Consider the following 20,641-nt stretch of genomic DNA (forward strand, 5'->3'; position numbering starts at 1 on the left):
AAACCAGAATCCTTTCAAATAGGAGGCTGGGAAGGAATTTATAGAGGAAAATCGCCTTTTTTCGACTCCACTTTGACCGGGATCCAAGCGGCACCCTCGAATTTAGGGAGATCCAGTCTCTCCAGTTCGAATAGAAGGATCCCGTCCTTCCAAAGATAGGAACCTTCTGCGTGGCTCTCTCCGGAGTGAAGAGCAATCCCAAGAGAATATTTGCCTGGAGAAAGATTCAAAGGAAAACGAAAACTCACGGAGACATTTTCTCCCGGAGAAATATCCTTCTGTCTTCCTCCGATATGATACGTATTTGTTCCGAAGACTCTGATCCCTCTATGATCGTCTATATGAAAGCCTACTGTTAGGTCAGGAATGGAGTTGCGAAAATTCACTTTCACATTCAGCTCCACTTCTGCTCCAACAGGAAGAATAGCTGGATTCAATTTTCCAGCATGCAGGATCCCTACTTGCAGATTCTCTACTAGGGATTTGCTATCTTCAATCTTCGTGTTTCCTTCTAAAGAAGAAGATGCAATGATCTGCATGTATTCCCTAAAACCGTCGATCGGATTTCCATCAAAGACAAGCTTGCCTTTCTCTAAGACAATAAGGCGAGTACAGACCGATTTCAAAAGCTCCAGGTCATGACTCACGATGAGAGTTAAAGTACCTTCTTCAGAGAATTTACGGAATCTGTTCAGGCTTTTCTGTTGGAAACTTGCATCTCCCACTGCTAAGGCCTCATCTACTATAAGAATATCCGGTCTCTTGGCGGTTGCCAACGCGAATCCGAGCCTCATCGTCATTCCTGAGGAATAATTCTTGAGAGGAGCATTACGAAATTCTGATAGACCTGAGAACTTAAAGATCTCTTCCGAGGATTGAAGCAGTTCTTCCGGATCCAATCCCCATACAAGACCGTTATAATACAGATTTTCTTGGCCGGAGAGTTCCGGATTGAATCCTACTCCTAACTCCAAAATAGAACGGACTGTTCCCTTCTTCTCTAATTTGCCAGAATCAGGTTTAGAGACTCCGGTGAGTAGCTTCAGCAATGTGGACTTGCCAGCACCATTCCGACCGATAATGCCGATCACCTCTCCCTTCTCCGCAGAAAAGGAAATCCCATCTAAAGCCTTATATTTAACATCCAGCCCGAAGTAACCGAAACTCAAGGCGCTGATCAGGCGATTGAGAGGCTTACTGTAACCTTGATAGGTCTTGGAAAGATTCTCTATCTTAATCAAAGGTGATCCAATACGATTTGATTTAATCTGGCGCGACTTAAAAAGAAAATTGCCAAAAATAAGATAAGAAAAGGAAGAAAATCAGTAAATGCAGCCTTAGACTCGTAACCGGAAAGCAAAAAAGATCGGAATGTTTCCAAAGGATAGAAAAGAGGATTTAATAAATTCAATTTTCCTAATATTCCTTTAGATTCATAAAGAATCGGGAGTCCCCAAAACAGGAATTGTGTCATCAATCTGACTAATGGAGAAATATCTCTTAGGATAATATTGATCCTTGCTAAATAGCTCTGAAGACAGGCCACAAAAAGTCCGGTGCAGAAAACGCAAAGAAAGGATATCGGAAGTCCAATTCCTCCCAGCTTGCCAGCCCAAAGCAAGAATGCGAGAATAGGAACTGCAGTAATCGCCCAATGTAATAAAAATTGAATGAATGGGATCCACAGAAAGATCTCTGGCCCTAAAGGAGAACGCTTGATGAGTTGGCGATTGTCGGTGAGAATCCCTGTGCCACGTATTAGATATTCCTGTAATGGCACCCAAAACAGCAGTCCACTAAGCACATAGGCGAAATAAGCGAGAGGGTCCTCTCCTTGAGTGCGTATTCCTAAGAAATAAAAAACAATCGTATAGATCAGAACCAAGCTTAGATTCTGCAAGAACATCCATGTCAGTCCCAGAGCGGATCCGGCATACTGCAATGCATAGTCTCTGCGAACTAGAACGAGTAGGATTCTAAATTTACGTAAGAAGTCGGACTGAAACACCCTGAAACCCGAGACTCGAAGTCTTGTTGGAGAGTGAAATCGAGTCAGCTCTCATCTAGCCGAGTAGAATGTTTGCAGGAAAAGATCCCGTCAATTCCAAAAATCCAATGGTCCAAAAGATCCACATCCAGATCGGAGAGTATCTCCTTTAATCTGAGATACACATCCCAGTCTTCTTGGCTAGGATAACAAAGCATACCTGGATGATTGTGTGCAAGCACCGCTTGGGTAGCCTCATCATTTAAGATGATTCGGACCAAGTCCCTAGGTAGAACTCCCACTTCTTCTAAACTTCCTCTGGAGACGATCTCTGCTCTTAAGAGATTTCCAGCTGGAGAGATGGTAGCGAGCACGAAGCATTCCCTTTTTAAGGGAGAGAATAATGTGCGAAGATATTCGCAGAGATCTACAGGATTATATCCTGTCATTCGGATTGATTTATATTTTAAACGTCTGGAAAGCTCTAAGGCAGCAAGCAGAGTGGTAACCTTTGCCTTGCCGAGCCCGACAATATTAAGACTACGAGCAATATCGGAAGAAAGAAGTCCTCCAAGTCCTTGGGAAGCTCTTAGGATATCTCGGCTCAGGTCCTTGATAGAAAGACCTCGGCTCCCTCTTCCTAAAAGAACAGCGATTAGCTCCCAATCTTCAAGACCCTCCGCATCGTACTGAATGCGGGTCCTCGGATCAGGTCCTAAATCCCAATGCAAAGCCAAGGCTCAAATCTTTCTTAGATTCTTTTTGCTCAGCTCGGATAAGGTTTCGGAGAACCAGTTGCCATCTTGGACTAGATCACCTTGAAAAGACTCCTCCAGATAATCCGCAAAGGTCTTTGTATCCGGATCTACGGAGCGAACTTTTTCTCTCCAATCAAACCCAGCACCTGCCAAACCTTTTCGGCTTCTTTCGTAAGCCCCAGAATCTTGTAGAGATCGAATCATCATACTTTCTCTCCCTCGCCTAGTTAGACGACATAAATTGAATTTTGCACACTAATAATCTACTAAACGGTTATTTATATACTAAACGAATTTATAGTTACCGTCAAGCGTTTACTATGTTTTTTGCAGGAATTTCAGGAATTTTCAATTCCAGAGCCCTTCCCGCTTGAAATCCATTCTATGCAAGGCCCGGACAAATCTTAAAAAGAAGAATCCGATTTCCGAAAAAAACCCAGGTTCCCTTTAAAAATCCTCTCCCAATCTCCCTTACTTCCCACCCGCCTTCAAAATGAGGCTGAGAAATATCGTACTTCTTCTCTTACCGATAAGCGGCGTTTTCGGGAGAAGTTCCGATCTACCGAATGAATTCCTGGTCCGGCCTTGGTGGAAAGACGGAGAGATTTCCGTTTTCGGGATCACGGAACCAGGAAATCGCAAAGAAGGCGGAGGGATCCTGCAGATCCCTTTTTGGAAGAAGCAAACAAGCGAATCTAGGTTCCTTTGGGTGGGAAGAGATCGAGCAAGCGGGTTCTCTCAGATCTTAAGTTTAGGTCATAAGCTCGAAGTAACTCCTCATTTCGGATTGCAATTCCAGATAGGAGGAAGTCCGGGAGAGAACGGCTTCTTCTTGGGAAGTTTAGGAGCCTATACCAAGTATGCTAGTTTAAGTTTTCTGAATAGAAGAAGTTTAGAAGAATCCTCCGTCGGAGCAATTCTACGTTCCGATCCGAATTCAGAATTTCGACTGGGAATATCGTATGAAAGAACAAGAACAAACCTAGGCATTTGGGAAGATAAGATCTCCTTCGGATTCACTTGGGGAATCGATCGCTTCTTGGGAGATCTGCAATTCCAAGAGAAGGATAATCATTCGATCGGATACGCGAGCCTAGGCTTCTCTCCATTTCGAACAGAAAATGGAACAAACGACCGGATCGATTCGGAATCAAAAAGGCAAACACGCTCCCCGAAAGAACGAAAGAGGTCATACTCTTCAAACAAGATATTAGAGAAATCATATCCATCTTTAGAAACCGACGAGCTATTAAAATACGGATTTTCTATCCAAGAGTCCTTAGAGATCTCCGGACATTCCCGTCAATCCTCGGTTAAATTCGAGGCATTCTTAAGATCTCTTCCCGAAGCAAAACAAATAAAAATACAGTCTCTGATCCGAAAGAAAAGAGGCTCTAAATGAAAAGGGCCGCAGTTCTTCTATTTATTTTTTCTAATATACTAAATGCAGAAAACCTACCCGGCCCCTTCTCCGCTGGATTCTCATTTTCAGGCTTCGATTCCAGATTCTATCAAAACAGACAGGAAACACTTTGGATCAGAGGAGAATTCTGCTTAAAGGAATATTTGATTGGATTTTCAAAAGAAGATTGCCCCAAACAAAAAGTCTTCTTGGAGAAAAGAGGAGAAACCATTTTAGGATCCTACTCATTCGAAAACAATATGATATATGCTTCTTACGGAAACAGATTCAGGCCTTTGAATCATTTCTTCTTTCTAAGAGAGAAATTCGATTTTACTTCCTTTTGGTTTTTAGAACAACCCACAGTAAGGACAGGATTCTTAGGTCTTAAGTTAGGAGAGAGTTTATTCGGGAGTTATTATGCATCAGGATCCGCTGAGAAACGTCCGGGCTTCTTCTTCAAGCCATACAAGAATTATTTCGAACTCGCCTATTCTCCGGAAACGAAAGAAGCCTTCTTGCTAATGGAATATCCTTCTTCCTCGGATCGAAAAGAAGAAAAGAAACATTATAGTTTTAGAATGGAAGTTTACGGAACTAAGGAAAACCCTCAAGGGATCGCATCCGCTTCCTGGCAAGATTGGGAAAAGGATCGCAGAGTCTTCTTCTCCGGATACAAAGGAAGAGCGGGACAATTATTCAATCTTTCCGAAAAAGCCGGTTCGGAAGAAAAGGCGGAGTTATTCAGATTCGTTTGGGAACCGGGAGCATACCATAGATTGCAATACGCTCAGTTTGAACGGATCTCACCAGAAGGGAAATCGACCTACATGGCAAGATCCGCCACGACCAGAATCGGATTTTTGCAAATGCCAATCTTTGCATTGATCGGTCAGATCAGAGCCTATGAATTCGGAGACAAACAAGATTGGATCTTAGGAAGAGGAATTTATTTAGCATATCAGAAAAAGGCCTGGAGATGGGAGATCGGGCAAGAGTGGAGAGAAAACGGAGATCGATTGACTGAGGCAGGTTTGCAGATTTCCTTAGGCAAGGAATGGAAGATCTACTCCAGTCTTATCTATGCAGAAGAAAAGAATTTAGCTCCTGCCTTCGCGGAAGAATCGATCACTCCGGAAGAAACAGGATTAGTAGTAACGGATAAGGCCTTTTATTCTTTCTTGCGGATCTTTCATCCCTACTTTGCAATTCACTTGCGCCATACAAGGGGAAAGTCTTCGAGCGGAGATAATCTCAGTCTCCGCTTCCAAGTATTTTTGCCTATCTGGGAATAAGATTAATCCAATTTGACTCTGAGGTCTTGAAGAATATGGATCAGGAATGTGATCAAACCGGAGAAGATATACAGACAGATCAATCCGTAAACCAGCCAAGGCCAACGCTCAAAGCCTATAAAGAATAAGAGAACCAAAGCTGCGGCAAGCATGAGAGCTCCTCTTCCAGGAGTTAGTTTAGAGCGGATCGCCACCTGAGGCTTGCCGTATCGAACATTAGAAACCATTAATATTGCTATGACCACGAAGAGAGGGATTGTGATCCAATGAGGCATATTATCCTTTCCTAAGAAAATTGGTAAGAAGCCGATAGTAACCCCTGCCACAGGAGAAGGTAGACCTGTAAAAGAAGAAGGATCGTGAGCTACATTGAATCGAGCCAATCGGTAGGCGGCACAAATCGGAAAGATGGCTGCGATTAGCATCCCTATAGGAAATAGATCGTCTTTTCCGAACACGTCTATCTTGTATTCTTCTAAGATCATCGTATAAAAGAGATATCCTGGAGCGATACCGAATGCAGTGAGATCCGCCAAGCTATCCAAGTCGGCGCCCAGCTCACTCGTTGCATCTAGAGCTCTTGCGACCATTCCATCCAAACCGTCGCAGATCGCTGCGAGTAAAATGAAGAATCCAGCGAGAACGAAGGACTGAGGTCCATTCCCCACCGCTTCCGAGGCGATCAAGATAGACACGAAACCCATACTTAGGTTTCCGAGCGTGATCATATTAGGGATCCAATTTAGCTTGCGATTCATATATAGGTCTCCTGCCTTACCGGACTTACTGTAAAGTCCAAACTCTTAGAATAGCCTTGTCGTATCAGATAATAACCCAGAGCGGCCACCATTGCTCCGTTATCCGTGCAGTAGATTTTTTTTTGGGGAGAAAAAAATTCCAGGGAATTTTTTTTCGCGAACGCGGACAATCTGTTACGAAGAGTGGTGTTCGCCATCACTCCTCCCGCTGCAAGGATCCTGCGTATTCCCGTAATCGACACTGCTCGTTTCAAATTCCTTTCCACAAGCTCAAAGGCCGTGTTCTGAAAATGATAGCATACTCTGGGAACTGGTAAATCCGGTTGTTTAGCGAGCAAATGAGAAACTGCCGTTTTTAAACCCGAAAACGAAAATGCCACTCTATCCTGCTCCAGATTCCTCAGCATAGGAGGCAAGAGATCCTTCTCATTCGGTTCAGGAACATATTGAGATGCCTGGGCCTCGATAGGAGGTCCTCCTGGATAAGGCAAGGAAAGAAGCCCGGCTACCTTATCGAAGGCTTCTCCTAAGGCATCGTCCATAGTATCGCCAATCGTTTCCATTTTTCCAAAATGAGGAATCTTGTAAATGGCAGAGTTCCCACCGGACAAAAGTAATCCGAGAACAGGAAATACCGGCTCTACGCCTTCTAATTGTAATACTGCAAAATGAGCCTGCAAATGACAGAGAGGAACGATCGGAGTTCCATGCACTGCGTGAATACAACGTGCAAGTTGAGCGCCTACCATAAGGGATCCAGTCAGCCCGGGAGATCGAGTGACTGCTACGTAATCCAGATCGGAGAGAGAGACTTTAGATTCCTCTAAGACTTCTGCCAAGAGAGGATTGATCTTTTCTAAATGTGCACGGGAAGCAATCTCAGGAACGATCCCGCGAAATGGTTTATGCAAATCGATTTGGCTATAAATTTTTAGAGAAAGTAATTCCTTCCCGTCCCTTACGATCGCTAAACTTGTTTCATCGCAGCTTGTCTCTATCCCAAGACCGATCATGATATGATCTTACGATTTTACCGAAGGAGAAAGCAAATCTACCGCCTTTTTTAACTGAGGATCCAGTTCCATATCGGTGGTCCCTCTGTCTTTTTCAGGCTGTGTCTTATTCTTATATACTGCTCTTGCAACTTCAGTGGTCAGTTTGATCCCCTGGTCCTTCAAAGCTTTTTCGAATAGAACGAAATTCTGCTCCGAATACTCAGGATACTTAGCAGTAAGTTGATCTAATAATTTCTTCTCGCCCATCTTGCGCAGATAGAATCGATCGTCTTCGTTCGGCTCTATTCCTTTCACAACTACATCAGGCTGGATCCCCTTCCCGTGCAGAGACTTTCCGGAAGGAGTATAGTATTTTTGCACAGTGAGTTTCACTGCCATTCCATAAGAAAGAGGATATACAATTTGAACGGAGCCTTTTCCGAAAGAAGTAGTTCCTACAATCTTTCCTCTGGAGTGGTCCTGCATGGCTCCCGCAAAGATCTCGGAAGCAGAAGCCGAACCTTCATTGATCAATACTACAAGAGGAATGCTAGTGAACTTATCCGTTCTGCCACTGGATTTGGAAACGTCGGCGAGTTCCCCGCCTCTTCCTCTTACAGAAACAATATCCAATCCCTCTGGCAAAAACAAATCGGAAAGAGCAACCGCAAGAGGCAATAGACCTCCCGGATTCATTCTTAGATCAATGATTAGCCCTTCTGCCTTCTTATCTACGAGAGACTTCACATGCTTTTTAAATTCTTCGTATGTGTTCTCTCCCATGAACTGGTTCAAGCGCACATAACCCACCTTCTCCTTATCAAAGAAAGTAGATCGAACATAACGGATCTTTATATTTTCACGAACCAAAGTGAACTGAAGTGCTTCCTTCACGTTCTTTCTTTCTACTTTGATAGTAACGGATGTCCCAGGCTTTCCTCTCATGAGCTTGATGCCTTCGGTATATCCTAGATTTGCAGTATTCTTGCCGTCTATCTCTACAATCCTATCTTGGGGAAGAATTCCTGCCTTCATAGCCGGAGTATCTTCGATAGGAGAAACGACCACGATCGCCCCGTCCGTATAGGCAACTTCCATCCCGACACCGCCGAAACTTCCGCGGGTCTCCTCTCTCATTTGCCTATATTCTTCTTCTTCCAAGAAAGTGGAGTGAGGATCTCCTAAGGAAGCGAGCAATCCTTTGATTGCTCCGAGAAAAGCCTTCTCCTCGTCGACGGTTTCTACATAACCGTTTTGCATGAGCCCGAAGACTTCATGGAATAATTGCAGGTATTTCTCCGAAACTTCGGAGAGTGCCTTTGCTTTCAGAGGCTGAAATACAAGAGCCGTAAAAAGAACGAAGACTAGGGAAGCCCAGGCAAACCTTTCTTTATGTTTCATTTTTGACCGACCAAAGCGGAGTAAATTTCGGGATGTCTAATTTTGATCTGTTCCATTACGGAATCTTGATCTAGTTGGTATCTTTCGCAAGCTGCCGTAACAATTTCCATATCGCTTCGGATCGTTTGTTCCGCGGCGTAATTCAATCTTCCGGCTAAGCGAGCCTCTGTTAGATATTCTAAGACTAGCTTTAGTTCCGGTTCTCCGATCTGTTTTTTGGGAGAAGCGCAGTTGGATAGGAGTATAAGAAAAAAAAGTACCGCGAGTTTGCGGAATAAGGAAAGAAAAATCACTCTTTCAGAATCTTTCCTTAAAGGAAGCAAGTGTCAACCAGGAATTCTGGCCTGACATCAATAGGATCGATAGAGTCCGATCAGCTTTCCGAGAATGGTTACCTTCTTGCTACGAATTGGTTTGTATTTCGGATTTCTGGCTTCCAAACGAATATGATCCGTTTCCTTATAATAGACTTTTAGAGTGGCCTCGTCTTCGATCAAAGCGACTACGATCTCTCCGTTACGAGCGATGTCTTTTTTCTGAATAATCGCAACGTCTCCGTCATTGATCCCAGCTTCTATCATGGAATCCCCTTGCACTTTGAGGGCAAAGGTAATTCCCTTGGACGCCATTTCTTCCGGAACAGGGATATAAGATTCAATATTCTCTTCTGCAAGGATAGGAAGTCCGGCTGCAACCCTACCTAAGAGGGGAATGCTAGGTGTAGGAACCGGTAGAGTTTCGAAAGGACTCTGGCGGGTTAATTCAATGGCTCGAGACTGGTTTTTAGAAGTCTTGAGATAGCCCTTTTTTTCAATCGCCTTGAGGTGATCATACGCTCCCTTGGCGGTAATCCCAAACTCATCACCGATCTCCCTGATTGTGGGAGGAAAGCCCCGCTCCTTGATCACATTAGTAATAAAATGGAGAACTGCGAGCTGCTTTTCGGTGAGGTCTTTCATGCTTAACAAGTTATTAGTGAATAGATGTTTTGCAAGTACTTTTTTGGGGAAGGGAAAACTTAATACTTCAAGAACTCACTTTTCAAAACGAAAGAACCCTTAGAGACCACCTTGGCTCCTTCTGGCAAACCGCCTAAGATCACGACGTCATCCTCGATGGTATCGCCTACGATCACATTCACCGCTTCGAATGTATCTTCTCCAAGAGGAACGAACACGAAGGACTTTCCTTCAATCTCGTGTACCGCTTCGAGAGGAACCATTTTGCGTTTTCCTTCTCCAGTGCTAACCACTAACCCTGCTACTTTCGCTGTGACTGTTTGGCCTGGCTTTAGCTTGCCGCCCTTATTCGAGACCATGATCCTGAGTTTCGCAGTACGTTTTACGTTATCTAAAACTGTTCCTACATATCCGACCTTGCCGGAAATCTGAACAGTGCTCTGCTCATCTCCCAGAGGAAAGATGGTTGCCTGAGCGCCTTCTCTCACTCCTCCCAGATCTTTTTCGTATACATCTAAGAGCACCCAAAGATGGGTCAAATTCGCAATGGTAAATAATTCTTCGTTGCGAGTGACTTGTTGACCAAGAATCGCCCTTCTCTCGGTGACCTCACCGTTGATCGGACTTCTTAAAATCAGGTTGGAAGAAACATAGATACCTCTTTCAATCCCTTCGATCTCGGAAGGAGTAAGGCCGTAATTGTCCAGTTTGATCCTAGTGGTTTCCGCTTCCGTTTTGGCGGTCTTATACTGCATGGTAGCGAGCTCATATTCTTTCGCAGAAGTCACCTTCATCTCGAATAGTTCTTTCGCACGGTCCGCCTGCAGTTTCAACGCATCCAAAGAGGCTCTCGCTTTCACATACGAAGCTTCTACTTCCCCCAACTGTATGGAAGAAAGGATCGCTAGAGGAGAACCTTGGCTGACCCTATCCCCTTCCTTCACTAAGACTTTTTTGATCCGAGCCTCTACCTGAGAACCTACTTTGGCCATGCTTTCCGGATCATAAGTGATCCTGCCGGGAAGAGCTAACTCTTCGAACTGAGATACTTCCTTTAAAGCCACGTAGGTCAACGGATGTCTCTTCAATACGTCTTCTGGGACTGAGAAAACGTTTTTAGATTCTTCGACAGCTTTCTTTTCGGGTTTCTTCTTGGAGAAGTATTTGTATCCGTATATGCCGCTAGCGATCAACAAGGCCGCAACGATTAGAATTTTATTTTTTTGGAATATAGAGATCATTGCCTTTCTCCTTTTGCCGGATCACTGGAAGACATTTCCGCAATTTTTCCGGTCGCAGCCTTATAGGCTTCTACAGCGTTGAAGTATAGGAATAAGAGATCGTAGTATTCGCGAAGGATTGTGAGGTAGTTCTTTTCAGCTTGGAGGAAGGTAACTTGGTCGGAGGCGCCCCTAACATAGGCGATCCTAGACTTCTCTTCGAGCTGTTTATTTTTTTGTAATAGATTAATTCTTTCGTATTTAGTGAGTAGTTCTTCTCGAGCGAGTAGTTCTTTTTTAGCAGCCTCAATCTCGGCCACTACTTCTCTCTTCTTGGCATCTAATGCCAGCTCGAATTTACGATATTCTTCCTTAGCAGAAAGGACTTTTCCTTGGCCTCTATCGTTCAAAGGAATCGGAAGAGTCGCGAATACTCCTCCGTAGTTTTCTCCACCTTTGATCCTCCACTCACCGCCTAACTGTAGCCAGCCGAGAGCTTCCTTTCTTTGAAGCTCGATATTCATCTTCTTTTCTTGGAGTCTTTGCTCCAAAGCGATCACATCCGGTCTTTCTATAGAAGGAAATTCCTCCTTTAAGTGAAGACCAAGATCTTCCAAGGATCTGAATCTCATGGATTCGACTTTAAATGCAAATATCCCTTCCGATTCGGAAAGTCCTGTGAGGATATGAAGATCTTTTTCGATCGCCTGTCTGCGAACGATTGCGTCCCTATAATACTTTTCTACCTGGATCCTTTCCAACTCGAGTCTCTCGAATTCAAGAGGAGAGATATCTCCCTTCTGCACTCTGAACTTGGTGAGCTCCAAAAGATCGCTATAGTTCTCGTAGAATTCTTTGTTTGTATCTACAAGAAGGGTAAGGAATACGAATGCCCAGTAATTCTGTCTGAGTCTCATTCTAAAGATACGATCAAAATTTCGGAAGTCTTGTATGGATGCCTCGAACGATTTCTTAGCGACCCTGGTTCTTAAAGGAACGACTCCATACACATCCAAATCTTGAAATAAACCGGGAGCAGTCTCCGGGCTTCCCCCTTGGGAATTAGGAGTTCCTCCAATGAATTGTTGTTGGAACTGAACGATCGGGTTTCTATAGAGAGAGGCGGTGATCACTCGCCCTCTTTCGATCCCCATGTTTTGTTTTTCGGAAAGATAGAGAGGATTATTCGAGATCGCGTATTCAGTGAGTCTGTCTATGTCCCAGTCGATTATCTTTCCAGAAGGAATAATGCCTGCAGAATTCGAACTCGTAGGAACATTGCCTTGGCTCGTATTGGTGGTGGAAGAAGGAGCAGGAGGGTTCCCTTTTTTTTCTTCGGTATATGTTTCGAATGGAATGGTTTCCGAAACCACTGTGCCGAACGGAAACAGAAAGGAAGAAGTCGCGAACAAAAGAAGAAGGATCCAAGGGATTTCTTTCGTACTCGGATCCTGTTCGAGACGATTCTGTTCGGTTAACAATGAAAATCCCCGCATCCTATTTCCTTATGACTATTTCAATATCAAGCCCTGGTACCGCAAGTCCGTTTGCCTTTTTTAAGATCCTAATATACGGTCTAGAAGAGCCTGAGCAAATACCATTTCCCTTCCGATTTTATGAAGTAAGGATTGATGAGTTCCTTTTCCAACTTTACGTTTTCTTTAAAGCGAATCTTCACCTCGCAGGTCGTCTTGCTTTCGTAATATAAATCCGCTTCCATTCCTCCAGAAGAAAGAAGAAGATCCCGTACGGTCTTCACATCCTCCGAATTCTTTTGCTTAGAAAGTAGATCTCGTTCGAAGAAATAAATACGAAAGTAATTGTCTTTCGTTGCAAGTTCAGCGATCAGTTTTTCCTTAGTCCAGTTGCCTTTCAGATCTAGAAAGATCCCTTCCTTCTCTGAGATAACCTGAGGAAGAAAGTTAAGATCCTTTTGCACTGTACCTTCTACCAATCTCCTAAGTAATGCTAAGATCTCTTCTGTGTCTTTGGAATGCTCCGCGGAATGTCCTGCCAGAAAAACTTTTCCCTTCTCCAACTTAGGAGCGAGTTCTGAATTTCGTTTGGAAGAAAGAGGAGACTCTCCTAAAGAAGAGCAGGCATAGAAAGCCGGAAGAAAACAAAATAATAATATAATAATGCGTCTACAAGAATGCAATCCGCGAATAAGACCCGAAATTAGCGGGAGAAGTTCCAATTTAGCCCTGGGTCCTCAAGGCCTTTTTCAGCAGCTCATCCAGATCCTTTCCGTAAAGAATAGAAAGTCTGGAAGGATTATCCGCGAGGAATCTGCGGGCTCCTTCTGTGAAATCAGCGTCTCCGATGATGAATGCCTTGTCCAATCCGAGATCCTTGACCTGGCTGATCGTGTCCCTAAGGAAGATGTCTGAGATCTTAGCATCCTTCCATTTTCTAAATTTGAAAAGTGCGCGGGTTTCCTTATCCGTCTTATTCAATCCCTGGAAGTTCAGACCATCCCCTTCCTTGTTCGGGATCTCTCGGCTCACTGTGTAATTCAAGGCCATGACCACTTTCACGCAAAGATTCTTGAAATCGACTCCCTTGATGGTCCTGAAATGATCCAAGGCGCTGATCCCAATCTTTCCTACATCTATGATCGTTTTGTTTCCTTCGTCGTCCAGGATCCCTTTGATATGAAAGGACTTGGAGGACTTTAATCCCGAAATCTCATAGTATCTTTCTACAGGAAAGAGCTCGTTGAATAATTTGCTGATCTCTTGTTCAGGAGTGAATCCGCTTTTAGCAACCTTGCCCAACTCCAATCTCTTTGTCTCTACTTGGTACTTGTAATTTGCGAGTTCTATAATTCGATCATCATCCACTCTTTCGGATTCAGCTTCGATCAGAAACTCACTTGCGTCTTCCAATCTTCCCATGCTAACCGCTAAGAGAGCAAAATGAAAATCGGAATCGATCAGTTCCTGTTTCCATCCATTATTGCGGGCAGTCTCCATACAGAGGCGGGCATGTTTTAATGCTTCGTTCCAATTTGCCTTCTGAATATGTTCGAGCATGATGAATTGAAACAAAGTGTATCTTACGTATTCGTCTGAGATGACATCTACGATGGAGTTCGCTACTCGGATCGCTTCATCATGCTGTCCAATACGAGAGAGAGCAATGGAGTACAAGAATCCAGCAACGGAAGAAGTCGGATCTTCTTCGAATGCTTTTTGAAAATAAGGCTTTGGATCTCCCTTACGAAGAATAGCGGCCACTACTCCTTTACCGATAAGAAGAGCAGGCATTTTGATCTTCTCATCCGGGATCCTAGAAAGGAATTTATCAGCGATCCCGAATTCTTTCTGGCCGATCGCCATGAAACCGATCCTGATATTCGCCTCAAGATTATCAGGATCAACTAATAGAGTATCTGAATAATGGAATACAGCCTCTTCGAATAAGTCTTGTTGATAGAAGATATCCGCGATCCGATTGGAGACTGCTACTTCCGAAATTTCCTTATCGTAGCTTCCTATTTTTTTGATCTTCTCTAAATGGCGAGCTTCATTGATATGATCACCTTCCATCGCATAGATCTTTGCCATGATGAAGTTGGCTTTTACATTAGAAGGGTTTGCATCTAGTACGTCTCGGATCAATGTCCTGGAGTCGACGTAGTTACCCATGGCCGCGAGTGCGAGAGCTTTTTCGAAAGAGTCCTTTTTGGACTGAATGAGAAAGGAACCCGCCGCGACGATCAGAATGATTCCGGCTGCTACTAGAATTACAAAGATCATTTTTCGGAATTTCTGCTATTAACTAAATTAATGTTGGATAAAATCAAACGTTTTCAATATTCTGCCTTCGATGGGAAGGATCACTTACCTAAGGTTTGCATTTTCCCTTTTTAGTCGGGATTGGATCACTAGCGTTCTGCATGTCGTCTTCTCCGCGTTCTTCGGATACGGACTCGTATTCGGATTCTTTGCAGCACGCACCGAAAAAATCTCTGCCGACCTTTCTAGTATCGAGCTGTTCTTGAAATCTCCGTACCTGGTTTTATCTCTTTCTGGGCTCGCATTCATTTTTATGACCATAGTTCGGATCATGAGTCGATCCGGTGACAACGGGATCATGATGGCGGTAGGCGGAAATCGGAATGGTGTGGTCTTCCTACAAATCACCGAAGTCTGGCTCATTCATGGGATCGGCTTCCTGGGTAGCATAATTATCAGTGGTATCCTTCCATTTGGGAACCCTGAATTGGTTTCTTTCTTAGACTATTTGGGATCCTTAGCTCTCGAGATCCTACTTGTAGGAGGAATCGCCGGTTTCTGCGCCTTCCTCTATACCTTAATCGACCCATACAAATCGATCCGGAGGGGAAAATGATCCTTCGGATTAATAATCTCTCCCGATTCTACGGCTCCACTAAGGCTGTGAACGGAGTTTCTTTCGATATCAATCAATCAGACTATGTCGCGATTGTAGGGCCTTCCGGTTCCGGCAAAACCACCCTACTCTCTATGATTACTGGAATGTTATCCAGCACTTCCGGTGAGATCTATTTCGATACATTAAGACTTTCCTCCATGAGCAAATCGGAGTTAGCTAAATTCCGGGCCAAAAGCATAGGATTGATCTTTCAGTTCTCCGAGTTAGTTTCTCACCTAACTGTCGAAGAGAATATTCTTCTTCCTGCGCTTTTAGTGGGGAAGTTTCCAGAACAGGAATATAAGGAAAAATGCGAATACTTGATCTCCAGTTTGCATTTGCAGGCGATCCGAGATCAATTGCCTACTCGACTTTCAGGCGGGCAGATCCAGATGACTGCGATCGCAAGAGCATTGATCAATGAACCTGAGATTCTTTTAGCAGATGAACCTTCCGGAGATTTGGATCCGGAGAATAGTGAACTAGTACGTAAACTTCTTTCAGATTTCAACTCGAGAGGACTCACCATTCTTCTCGTAACCCACGATATGAATCTTGCCTTCGACGCAAAGACAATCTACGAAATGAGAGAAGGAAGTTTTACCAGAGTCGTTAAATGAGCCTTGTTCTAGGCATGGATATAGGTGCTCAAAGCGTAAAGGCTTGTCTCACCAATCAAGAAGGTTCTCTCTTATACCAATGCGATCGAAAGACCGGTCCGGAGACAGACAACAAAGAGTTTCTTTCTCTGTTGGAAGATTCAGTTTCTGAAATATTACGTTTTTCGAAAGAACCAATTGCATCTATCGGAATCGGAAGCCCTGGCCCTATCGATAAGGAAAACGGGATCTTGGTTTCTTCTGCCAATCTTCCTAAATTGAAGAATGTTCCTCTTGTTTCTCACCTAAAGAATACGTTTCGTATTCCAGTATATTATGATAACGACGCAAACTGCGCGGCCTTGGGAGAATACTGGTTCGGTTCCGGAAAGAATTCCCCAAACTTGATCGTTCTTACTTTAGGAACCGGACTCGGTGGTGGCTGGATCTTAGAAGGGAAACTATTCGACGGTTATAAAGGAAATTCTTTGGAAGTAGGACATACCACCATCCGCCCCGGAGGCGCGCTCTGCGGTTGCGGACAAAGAGGATGTATAGAAGCATATTTTAGTGCATCCGGATTTTCTTCTAGATACCAAGAAAAAACCGGCAAGATCTTATCCAGTGTGGAAAGCCTCTTCGAAGAAGAAGAAAAAGGAGATCCTTCCTCAAAACAAATCCTGGAGGAAGGAATCGAGGCACTCGCCGAAACGATCCGAAATCTAATTCACCTATTCAATCCGGAATGTATCGTGCTTTCCGGAGGGATTGCCAAGTCTTATTCCAAGTTCGGAAAACGGCTTGAAAATCGAGTCGGAGAAATCATCTTTCCAATATTCAAAGACTATACAAGAATCCTGCCGGGCGGTTCCGTTACGGGAGCATTGGGAGCAGCGAGTCTCTGCTTGGACAATAAATTATGAGCGATCCGAACTGTTTATTTTGTAAAATCATCAAAAAAGAGATCCCAGCCAAAATAGAATTCGAAGACGAGAATCTATTAGCTTTTTATGATATAACTCCTCAGGCCCCCACTCACCTACTCGTCATTCCCAAAAAGCATATCGCATCCTTAGACAAGGCAGAATCTTCAGATAAGGCTCTTATCGGCGAGCTCCTATTAAGAGTCTCCGAGATAGCAAAGTCTTTAGGCTTAGACAAGGAAGGATTTAGAGTAGTGAATAACGCGGGAGCCTTGGGAGGACAAACTGTATTTCATTTGCATTTCCATCTCTTGGGCGGAAGACAAATGAAATGGCCTCCTGGTTGATCTTTACGGAGAATTGTTTTGAAAAAACTGATTTTAGGCTTCGCAATCAGCGCGCTTTCCTTAGGATTCTTATTCTGGAATCTGGATCTTTCCGGCTTTCAGACCATATTAGATAGATGGCAACCGATCTATCTTCTTCCTTTCTTTATCGCGATCATCTGGGGACTCTTGCTCTTTTCCTGGAGATGGTATCTATTATTACATAAGAAGGTATCCTTCAAGATCTCTCTTCTCTCCGCGTATATAGGAGTGGGAGCAAACCAATTCCTTCCCGCAAGAGGGGGAGATCTTTTTAGATTATATCTATGCCGGCAAGGAACGGATATAGGCTACGGAAGTTTAGTAAGCGGGATCTTTTTAGAAAAAGTATTAGATTTTTCTTTTATATTCTGCGCAGGCTTAGGTGCATTATCCGTATTAGGCGTCAACCAAACGGATACGAAAATCCTTTTTCCTTTGCTCGGGATCATCGGGATATTTTCCGCCCTTGCAATCGTAAGATTCTTTCATCCGAAATTGGTCCTACTCGGTGAATTCTTATTTTCTAAAATAGGAAAACGGGAATTCTTTCGGGACAAACTGGCTGCCCAGGTTACCGAACTCGGAAGTTTTTTAACATTTCGTAATATAAGCACCTACGGATTTTTGACCGGAGCGACCTGGCTATTCGGTTATGCAATCCATTATACATTGCTTCAATATTTGGTCGGGATCCACTTGAGTCCATTAGAGACGATCTTCATCATGTTTTGCGGAGCGGTAGGAGTCATGGTGCCTTCTGCTCCTTCCGGAGCCGGGGTCTATCATGCGTCCATTACCTCCGGCTTCGTTCTACTCGGAAGAGATAGCTCCGAAGGATTGGTGTATGCGACCACAGTGCACTTAGGCCAGATGATCTCACTCGGGATCCTAACCGCGATCTTGTATGTGTATTGGTCCTTTTCCGGACAAGAGAAGAAGATAGCTCCAAGAATGTAGGAACTGTTGAGGGTTATTGTGGGAACTAAAAATTCCCGCTTGCGAACATAAGGCTTTTCTGATATAGGGAAATAGGCTTCTCCCACTAGCCCGCCTCCGCCACCCAATTCGGGTGGGGGCCGCGCACAAGCGCCGGAACGGAAGTTCCGTTCCGGCTTAATTGGAGATTACTCTGGTTTGGTCAGTTTATCCAGATCTTCACAGCCTGGAATATTCAACTTTTTGCCTCTCGAATTTTTGAAAGGTTCACAGGTTGAAGATTCCAATCCTGAAATACAAGCTTCGAATGTGGAAACCATTTCAGGAGTCACTTGCTCCTTCTTCTCTAATCTCCGCTTCTTGGACTTTTCAAATTCCTCTTGGAAATGACTCACGCAATTCTCTTCCGATTGCATGAATGGAGGAATCATATTCCGATACTGAGCAGGGATCTTTTCCAACTCATCCTTTGTGCATTCGATCGTTTTAGAACAAATTGCTTTTTGAAAACGGGGAACTAACTCCGCGAGCTTTTCTTCAGGAGACTTAGAAGAGCAATAAGCAAACAAAAGTCCTGCGAGAAGGAACATTAGAATTTTTGTATATTTCATTGAAAACTCCATAAATAATTTTTTGAACAAGGCTAATTTGTGGGAGCTCCAACGAAAATCCTTTTTCATAGCCTTACTCAAATTAAACTAGTTTTCTCCGTTTTAATGGAGGATTTATCTTCTTTTTTGCGTCTGAAACGTTTCGAAATGATTTTTTTATTTCCAAATTTGACAAGGAAAGGTAGCTTCTGATCCCTCTGGTCCTATGGAAAAAACAAAGAATGGCAAGAATTCAAGAGTAGTAGTAACCGGAATAGGAGTCATACTCCCCAATACTTTCAGCACAGGGGATTTCTGGACGAATATTTCGGAAGGCAAATCCCAATTAGATTTCATTACTCGCTTTCCCACAGACAATTTTCCGATCAAAGTTGCGGGCGAAATGAATACCTTTGATTGGAGAAAGCATCTTCCCGATCTAAGTGACAAATACGCTAAGAATTATAATACGGAAACTCTCGCGCTTATGTCCGCGATGGAAGAAGCCAATAAGGATGCGGGTATCAAGAGAGGCGATCTGGAGCCAAGCAGAGTCGGATTCATAGATTCTTCTTCCAGAGCATCTCTTTCTTGGTGGGATTTTGCCTGGAGAAAGTATCTGGAGGAAAAGGATCATAACGTGTTCGACCGTTATTCGGTCCTTACATCTATGGCCTCCAATCCAACTAATCTAACGGCGATTAACGCGAATATCCAAGGATTCGTGACTACTGTTTCCGCTGCCTGCGTAGGCGGCCATCATGCAATCAGTCTTTGCTACCAAGCTATCCGAAAAGGAAGAGCCGAAGTCATGTATGCGGGTGGTCATGAGTTTCCCCTCTTACAACCTTTAATGCTGATGTATTCCGATCCGTTAAGCAGGGTTATGTCCTTAGAAAAAGATAATCCTAAGCGAGGAATTCGTCCCTACGATAAGACTAGAGATGGATTCCTATTGGGAGAAGGAGCAGTGGTCCTCGTTTTAGAAAGATTGGACCGAGCCTTGCAAAGAGGAGCAAGGATCTACTCCGAGATTTTAGGAACCTACAGCTATAATGAAGCGGATCACGCCATGAGAATGGACCTCACAGGCAAGAAGGCCGCAAACGGTTTAAAACATTTGATGAAGATCAGTAACCTTAGACTGGGAGATATTGACTATTTTTGCGGACATGGAACCGCAACCCACAATAACGATTTAGCGGAAAGTAGAGCTATCTCTCTTCTCTATGAAGGACGTCCTAAATTCCATTGGGGGCCTGTTGGCTCGATAAAACCGATTTTCGGTCATACCTTCGGAGCCGCGGGGATCATCAATGTAGCAGCGACCTCTCTTATGCTAAAGAATCAAATCCTTTGTCCTACCATTAATTTGGAAACTCCCGATCCTGAATGCGATCATGATCATATTGCGGAAGGCCAACGCAAAGCAAAAGTCCGACACGCAATCTCTATGGCATTTGCGATCGGAAGCCAATCTTCTTTTGTTAGCATGGCTGCACCGGAGTTCTGAGGATTAGAATGCAACTATCAAAACAGTATAATATTCTAAAGAGAACGGGAGTTGCCCTGCTCTACAAGGGTCCCTTTTCCGAGACTACGATATCCGCTTTAAACGAACTATTGAAAGAGAAACTCGAAGGAGAAAAGAAGAAGAATCGCATACTCACTGTATTCGTTGAAATGGCACAGAATGTGGCCCATTACTCTGTAGAAAGAGATGAGAAAAGCGGAATAGGCATCTTGGCACTTCGCAAGAAAGCTCATAACTGGGAATTGAATTGCGGGAATGCGATCGACTCTTCTCAAGGCGAATTCTTAAAGAAGAAGATAGAAGAGATCAAAAGTCTTTCAGAAGAAGAATTAAAACAAAAATATAACGAACAGATCCGTTCGGACCGACCTGAAAAAAGCAAAGGTGCCGGATTAGGATTCTACGAGATTACCCGTAAATCGGACCTTCCTTTGGTCAGCCAATTCGAAGAAGGCGAAGAAGGAGGAATTTTCTTTAGACTAACCGCAAGATTCCTTTTGGAGGAAGGAGAATAGTCT

Annotated in this window: 23 protein-coding genes; 9 read left to right on the forward strand and 14 right to left on the reverse strand. The window is 43.8% G+C overall.

The window, feature by feature from the left end; translation table 11 throughout:
- Positions 1 to 38: 38 nt before the first annotated feature.
- The 4 genes from EHO59_RS09015 to EHO59_RS09030 are packed head-to-tail and all read right to left on the reverse strand — an operon-like array spanning position 39 to position 2,952.
- The gene (locus tag EHO59_RS09015) at positions 39 to 1,241 is read right to left on the reverse strand and encodes an ABC transporter ATP-binding protein (RefSeq protein ID WP_135587089.1); all 1,203 of its coding nucleotides are present in this window, start codon (positions 1,239 to 1,241) and stop codon (positions 39 to 41) included.
- Positions 1,238 to 2,008 (reverse strand): ABC transporter permease, encoded by a 771-nt coding sequence (locus tag EHO59_RS09020; protein ID WP_135587091.1) that lies wholly within the window; start codon positions 2,006 to 2,008, stop codon positions 1,238 to 1,240. Before EHO59_RS09020 ends, EHO59_RS09015 begins: the two co-directional genes overlap by 4 nt.
- A gap of 44 nt (positions 2,009 to 2,052) precedes the next feature.
- The gene (locus EHO59_RS09025) at positions 2,053 to 2,718 is read right to left on the reverse strand and encodes a JAB domain-containing protein (protein WP_135587322.1); all 666 of its coding nucleotides are present in this window, start codon (positions 2,716 to 2,718) and stop codon (positions 2,053 to 2,055) included.
- A 9-nt stretch (positions 2,719 to 2,727) separates the two neighbouring features.
- A complete protein-coding gene (locus tag EHO59_RS09030) occupies positions 2,728 to 2,952 on the reverse strand; it encodes an LIC12298 family protein (RefSeq protein WP_135587093.1) in 225 nt (74 codons plus the stop codon).
- Between the two features lie 286 nt (positions 2,953 to 3,238).
- On the opposite strand from EHO59_RS09030, the gene EHO59_RS09035 reads away from it, so the two are divergent.
- Together EHO59_RS09035 and EHO59_RS09040 are read left to right on the forward strand one after the other, a co-directional pair.
- The gene (locus tag EHO59_RS09035; protein WP_135587095.1) at positions 3,239 to 4,147 is read left to right on the forward strand and encodes a hypothetical protein; all 909 of its coding nucleotides are present in this window, start codon (positions 3,239 to 3,241) and stop codon (positions 4,145 to 4,147) included.
- A complete protein-coding gene (locus EHO59_RS09040) occupies positions 4,144 to 5,442 on the forward strand; it encodes a hypothetical protein (RefSeq protein WP_135587097.1) in 1,299 nt (432 codons plus the stop codon). The genes EHO59_RS09035 and EHO59_RS09040 overlap by 4 nt, the downstream gene beginning before the upstream one ends.
- A 2-nt stretch (positions 5,443 to 5,444) precedes the next feature.
- Here the strand turns inward: EHO59_RS09040 and pssA are convergent, their stop codons facing one another.
- From pssA to EHO59_RS09080, 9 genes are all read right to left on the reverse strand, one after another.
- Positions 5,445 to 6,200: a CDP-diacylglycerol--serine O-phosphatidyltransferase gene (pssA, locus tag EHO59_RS09045; RefSeq protein ID WP_135587099.1), complete on the reverse strand. Its 756-nt coding sequence runs from the start codon at positions 6,198 to 6,200 to the stop codon at positions 5,445 to 5,447.
- Complete coding sequence (gene tsaD / locus EHO59_RS18270) at positions 6,197 to 7,213, reverse strand: tRNA (adenosine(37)-N6)-threonylcarbamoyltransferase complex transferase subunit TsaD (RefSeq protein WP_246052776.1); 1,017 nt, start codon at positions 7,211 to 7,213, stop codon at positions 6,197 to 6,199. The genes pssA and tsaD overlap by 4 nt, the downstream gene beginning before the upstream one ends.
- A gap of 9 nt (positions 7,214 to 7,222) precedes the next feature.
- On the reverse strand, positions 7,223 to 8,596 hold the full coding sequence (locus EHO59_RS18275) for a S41 family peptidase (RefSeq protein WP_246052778.1): 1,374 nt from the start codon (positions 8,594 to 8,596) through the stop codon (positions 7,223 to 7,225).
- Positions 8,593 to 8,889: an LA_1448 family UV-C exposure upregulated protein gene (locus EHO59_RS09055; protein ID WP_135587101.1), complete on the reverse strand. Its 297-nt coding sequence runs from the start codon at positions 8,887 to 8,889 to the stop codon at positions 8,593 to 8,595. Before EHO59_RS09055 ends, EHO59_RS18275 begins: the two co-directional genes overlap by 4 nt.
- Positions 8,890 to 8,946: 57 nt before the next feature.
- Positions 8,947 to 9,555: a transcriptional repressor LexA gene (gene lexA, locus EHO59_RS09060; protein ID WP_135587103.1), complete on the reverse strand. Its 609-nt coding sequence runs from the start codon at positions 9,553 to 9,555 to the stop codon at positions 8,947 to 8,949.
- A gap of 59 nt (positions 9,556 to 9,614) precedes the next feature.
- Complete coding sequence (locus EHO59_RS09065; protein ID WP_135587105.1) at positions 9,615 to 10,796, reverse strand: efflux RND transporter periplasmic adaptor subunit; 1,182 nt, start codon at positions 10,794 to 10,796, stop codon at positions 9,615 to 9,617.
- A complete protein-coding gene (locus EHO59_RS09070) occupies positions 10,793 to 12,271 on the reverse strand; it encodes a TolC family protein (RefSeq protein ID WP_135587107.1) in 1,479 nt (492 codons plus the stop codon). Before EHO59_RS09070 ends, EHO59_RS09065 begins: the two co-directional genes overlap by 4 nt.
- Positions 12,272 to 12,351: 80 nt before the next feature.
- Positions 12,352 to 12,813, reverse strand: a complete 462-nt coding sequence (locus EHO59_RS09075; protein ID WP_246052794.1) for a hypothetical protein — start codon at positions 12,811 to 12,813, stop codon at positions 12,352 to 12,354.
- Positions 12,814 to 12,973: 160 nt separating this feature from the next.
- Positions 12,974 to 14,536 (reverse strand): tetratricopeptide repeat protein, encoded by a 1,563-nt coding sequence (locus EHO59_RS09080; RefSeq protein ID WP_135587108.1) that lies wholly within the window; start codon positions 14,534 to 14,536, stop codon positions 12,974 to 12,976.
- A 70-nt stretch (positions 14,537 to 14,606) separates the two neighbouring features.
- Here EHO59_RS09080 and EHO59_RS09085 point away from each other — a divergent pair, with 70 nt between their 5' ends.
- From EHO59_RS09085 to EHO59_RS09105, 5 genes are read left to right on the forward strand one after another with little or no spacing between them, the layout of a single operon-like run.
- Positions 14,607 to 15,131: an FtsX-like permease family protein gene (locus tag EHO59_RS09085; RefSeq protein ID WP_135587110.1), complete on the forward strand. Its 525-nt coding sequence runs from the start codon at positions 14,607 to 14,609 to the stop codon at positions 15,129 to 15,131.
- Positions 15,128 to 15,793 carry an ABC transporter ATP-binding protein gene (locus EHO59_RS09090; protein ID WP_135587112.1) on the forward strand — a complete coding sequence of 222 codons (666 nt, stop codon included), beginning with the start codon at positions 15,128 to 15,130 and terminating at the stop codon, positions 15,791 to 15,793. The genes EHO59_RS09085 and EHO59_RS09090 overlap by 4 nt, the downstream gene beginning before the upstream one ends.
- Positions 15,790 to 16,695 (forward strand): ROK family protein, encoded by a 906-nt coding sequence (locus EHO59_RS09095; protein WP_135587114.1) that lies wholly within the window; start codon positions 15,790 to 15,792, stop codon positions 16,693 to 16,695. The genes EHO59_RS09090 and EHO59_RS09095 overlap by 4 nt, the downstream gene beginning before the upstream one ends.
- Complete coding sequence (locus tag EHO59_RS09100) at positions 16,692 to 17,042, forward strand: histidine triad nucleotide-binding protein (protein WP_135587116.1); 351 nt, start codon at positions 16,692 to 16,694, stop codon at positions 17,040 to 17,042. Before EHO59_RS09095 ends, EHO59_RS09100 begins: the two co-directional genes overlap by 4 nt.
- An 18-nt stretch (positions 17,043 to 17,060) precedes the next feature.
- On the forward strand, positions 17,061 to 18,020 hold the full coding sequence (locus EHO59_RS09105; protein ID WP_135587117.1) for a lysylphosphatidylglycerol synthase transmembrane domain-containing protein: 960 nt from the start codon (positions 17,061 to 17,063) through the stop codon (positions 18,018 to 18,020).
- Positions 18,021 to 18,187: 167 nt separating this feature from the next.
- Here EHO59_RS09105 and EHO59_RS09110 read toward each other — a convergent pair whose 3' ends face one another.
- Positions 18,188 to 18,610: an LA_2478/LA_2722/LA_4182 family protein gene (locus EHO59_RS09110; RefSeq protein WP_135587119.1), complete on the reverse strand. Its 423-nt coding sequence runs from the start codon at positions 18,608 to 18,610 to the stop codon at positions 18,188 to 18,190.
- Between the two features lie 205 nt (positions 18,611 to 18,815).
- Between EHO59_RS09110 and EHO59_RS09115 the strand changes: the two genes are divergently transcribed.
- Both EHO59_RS09115 and EHO59_RS09120 read left to right on the forward strand, forming a co-directional pair.
- Positions 18,816 to 20,102 carry a beta-ketoacyl-[acyl-carrier-protein] synthase family protein gene (locus tag EHO59_RS09115; protein ID WP_135587121.1) on the forward strand — a complete coding sequence of 429 codons (1,287 nt, stop codon included), beginning with the start codon at positions 18,816 to 18,818 and terminating at the stop codon, positions 20,100 to 20,102.
- 8 nt (positions 20,103 to 20,110) lie between these two features.
- Complete coding sequence (locus tag EHO59_RS09120; protein ID WP_135587123.1) at positions 20,111 to 20,638, forward strand: SiaB family protein kinase; 528 nt, start codon at positions 20,111 to 20,113, stop codon at positions 20,636 to 20,638.
- The last annotated feature ends 3 nt before the right edge of the window (positions 20,639 to 20,641 follow it).

The sequence above is a fragment of the Leptospira semungkisensis genome (assembly GCF_004770055.1).
GTDB lineage: Bacteria > Spirochaetota > Leptospiria > Leptospirales > Leptospiraceae > Leptospira_B > Leptospira_B semungkisensis.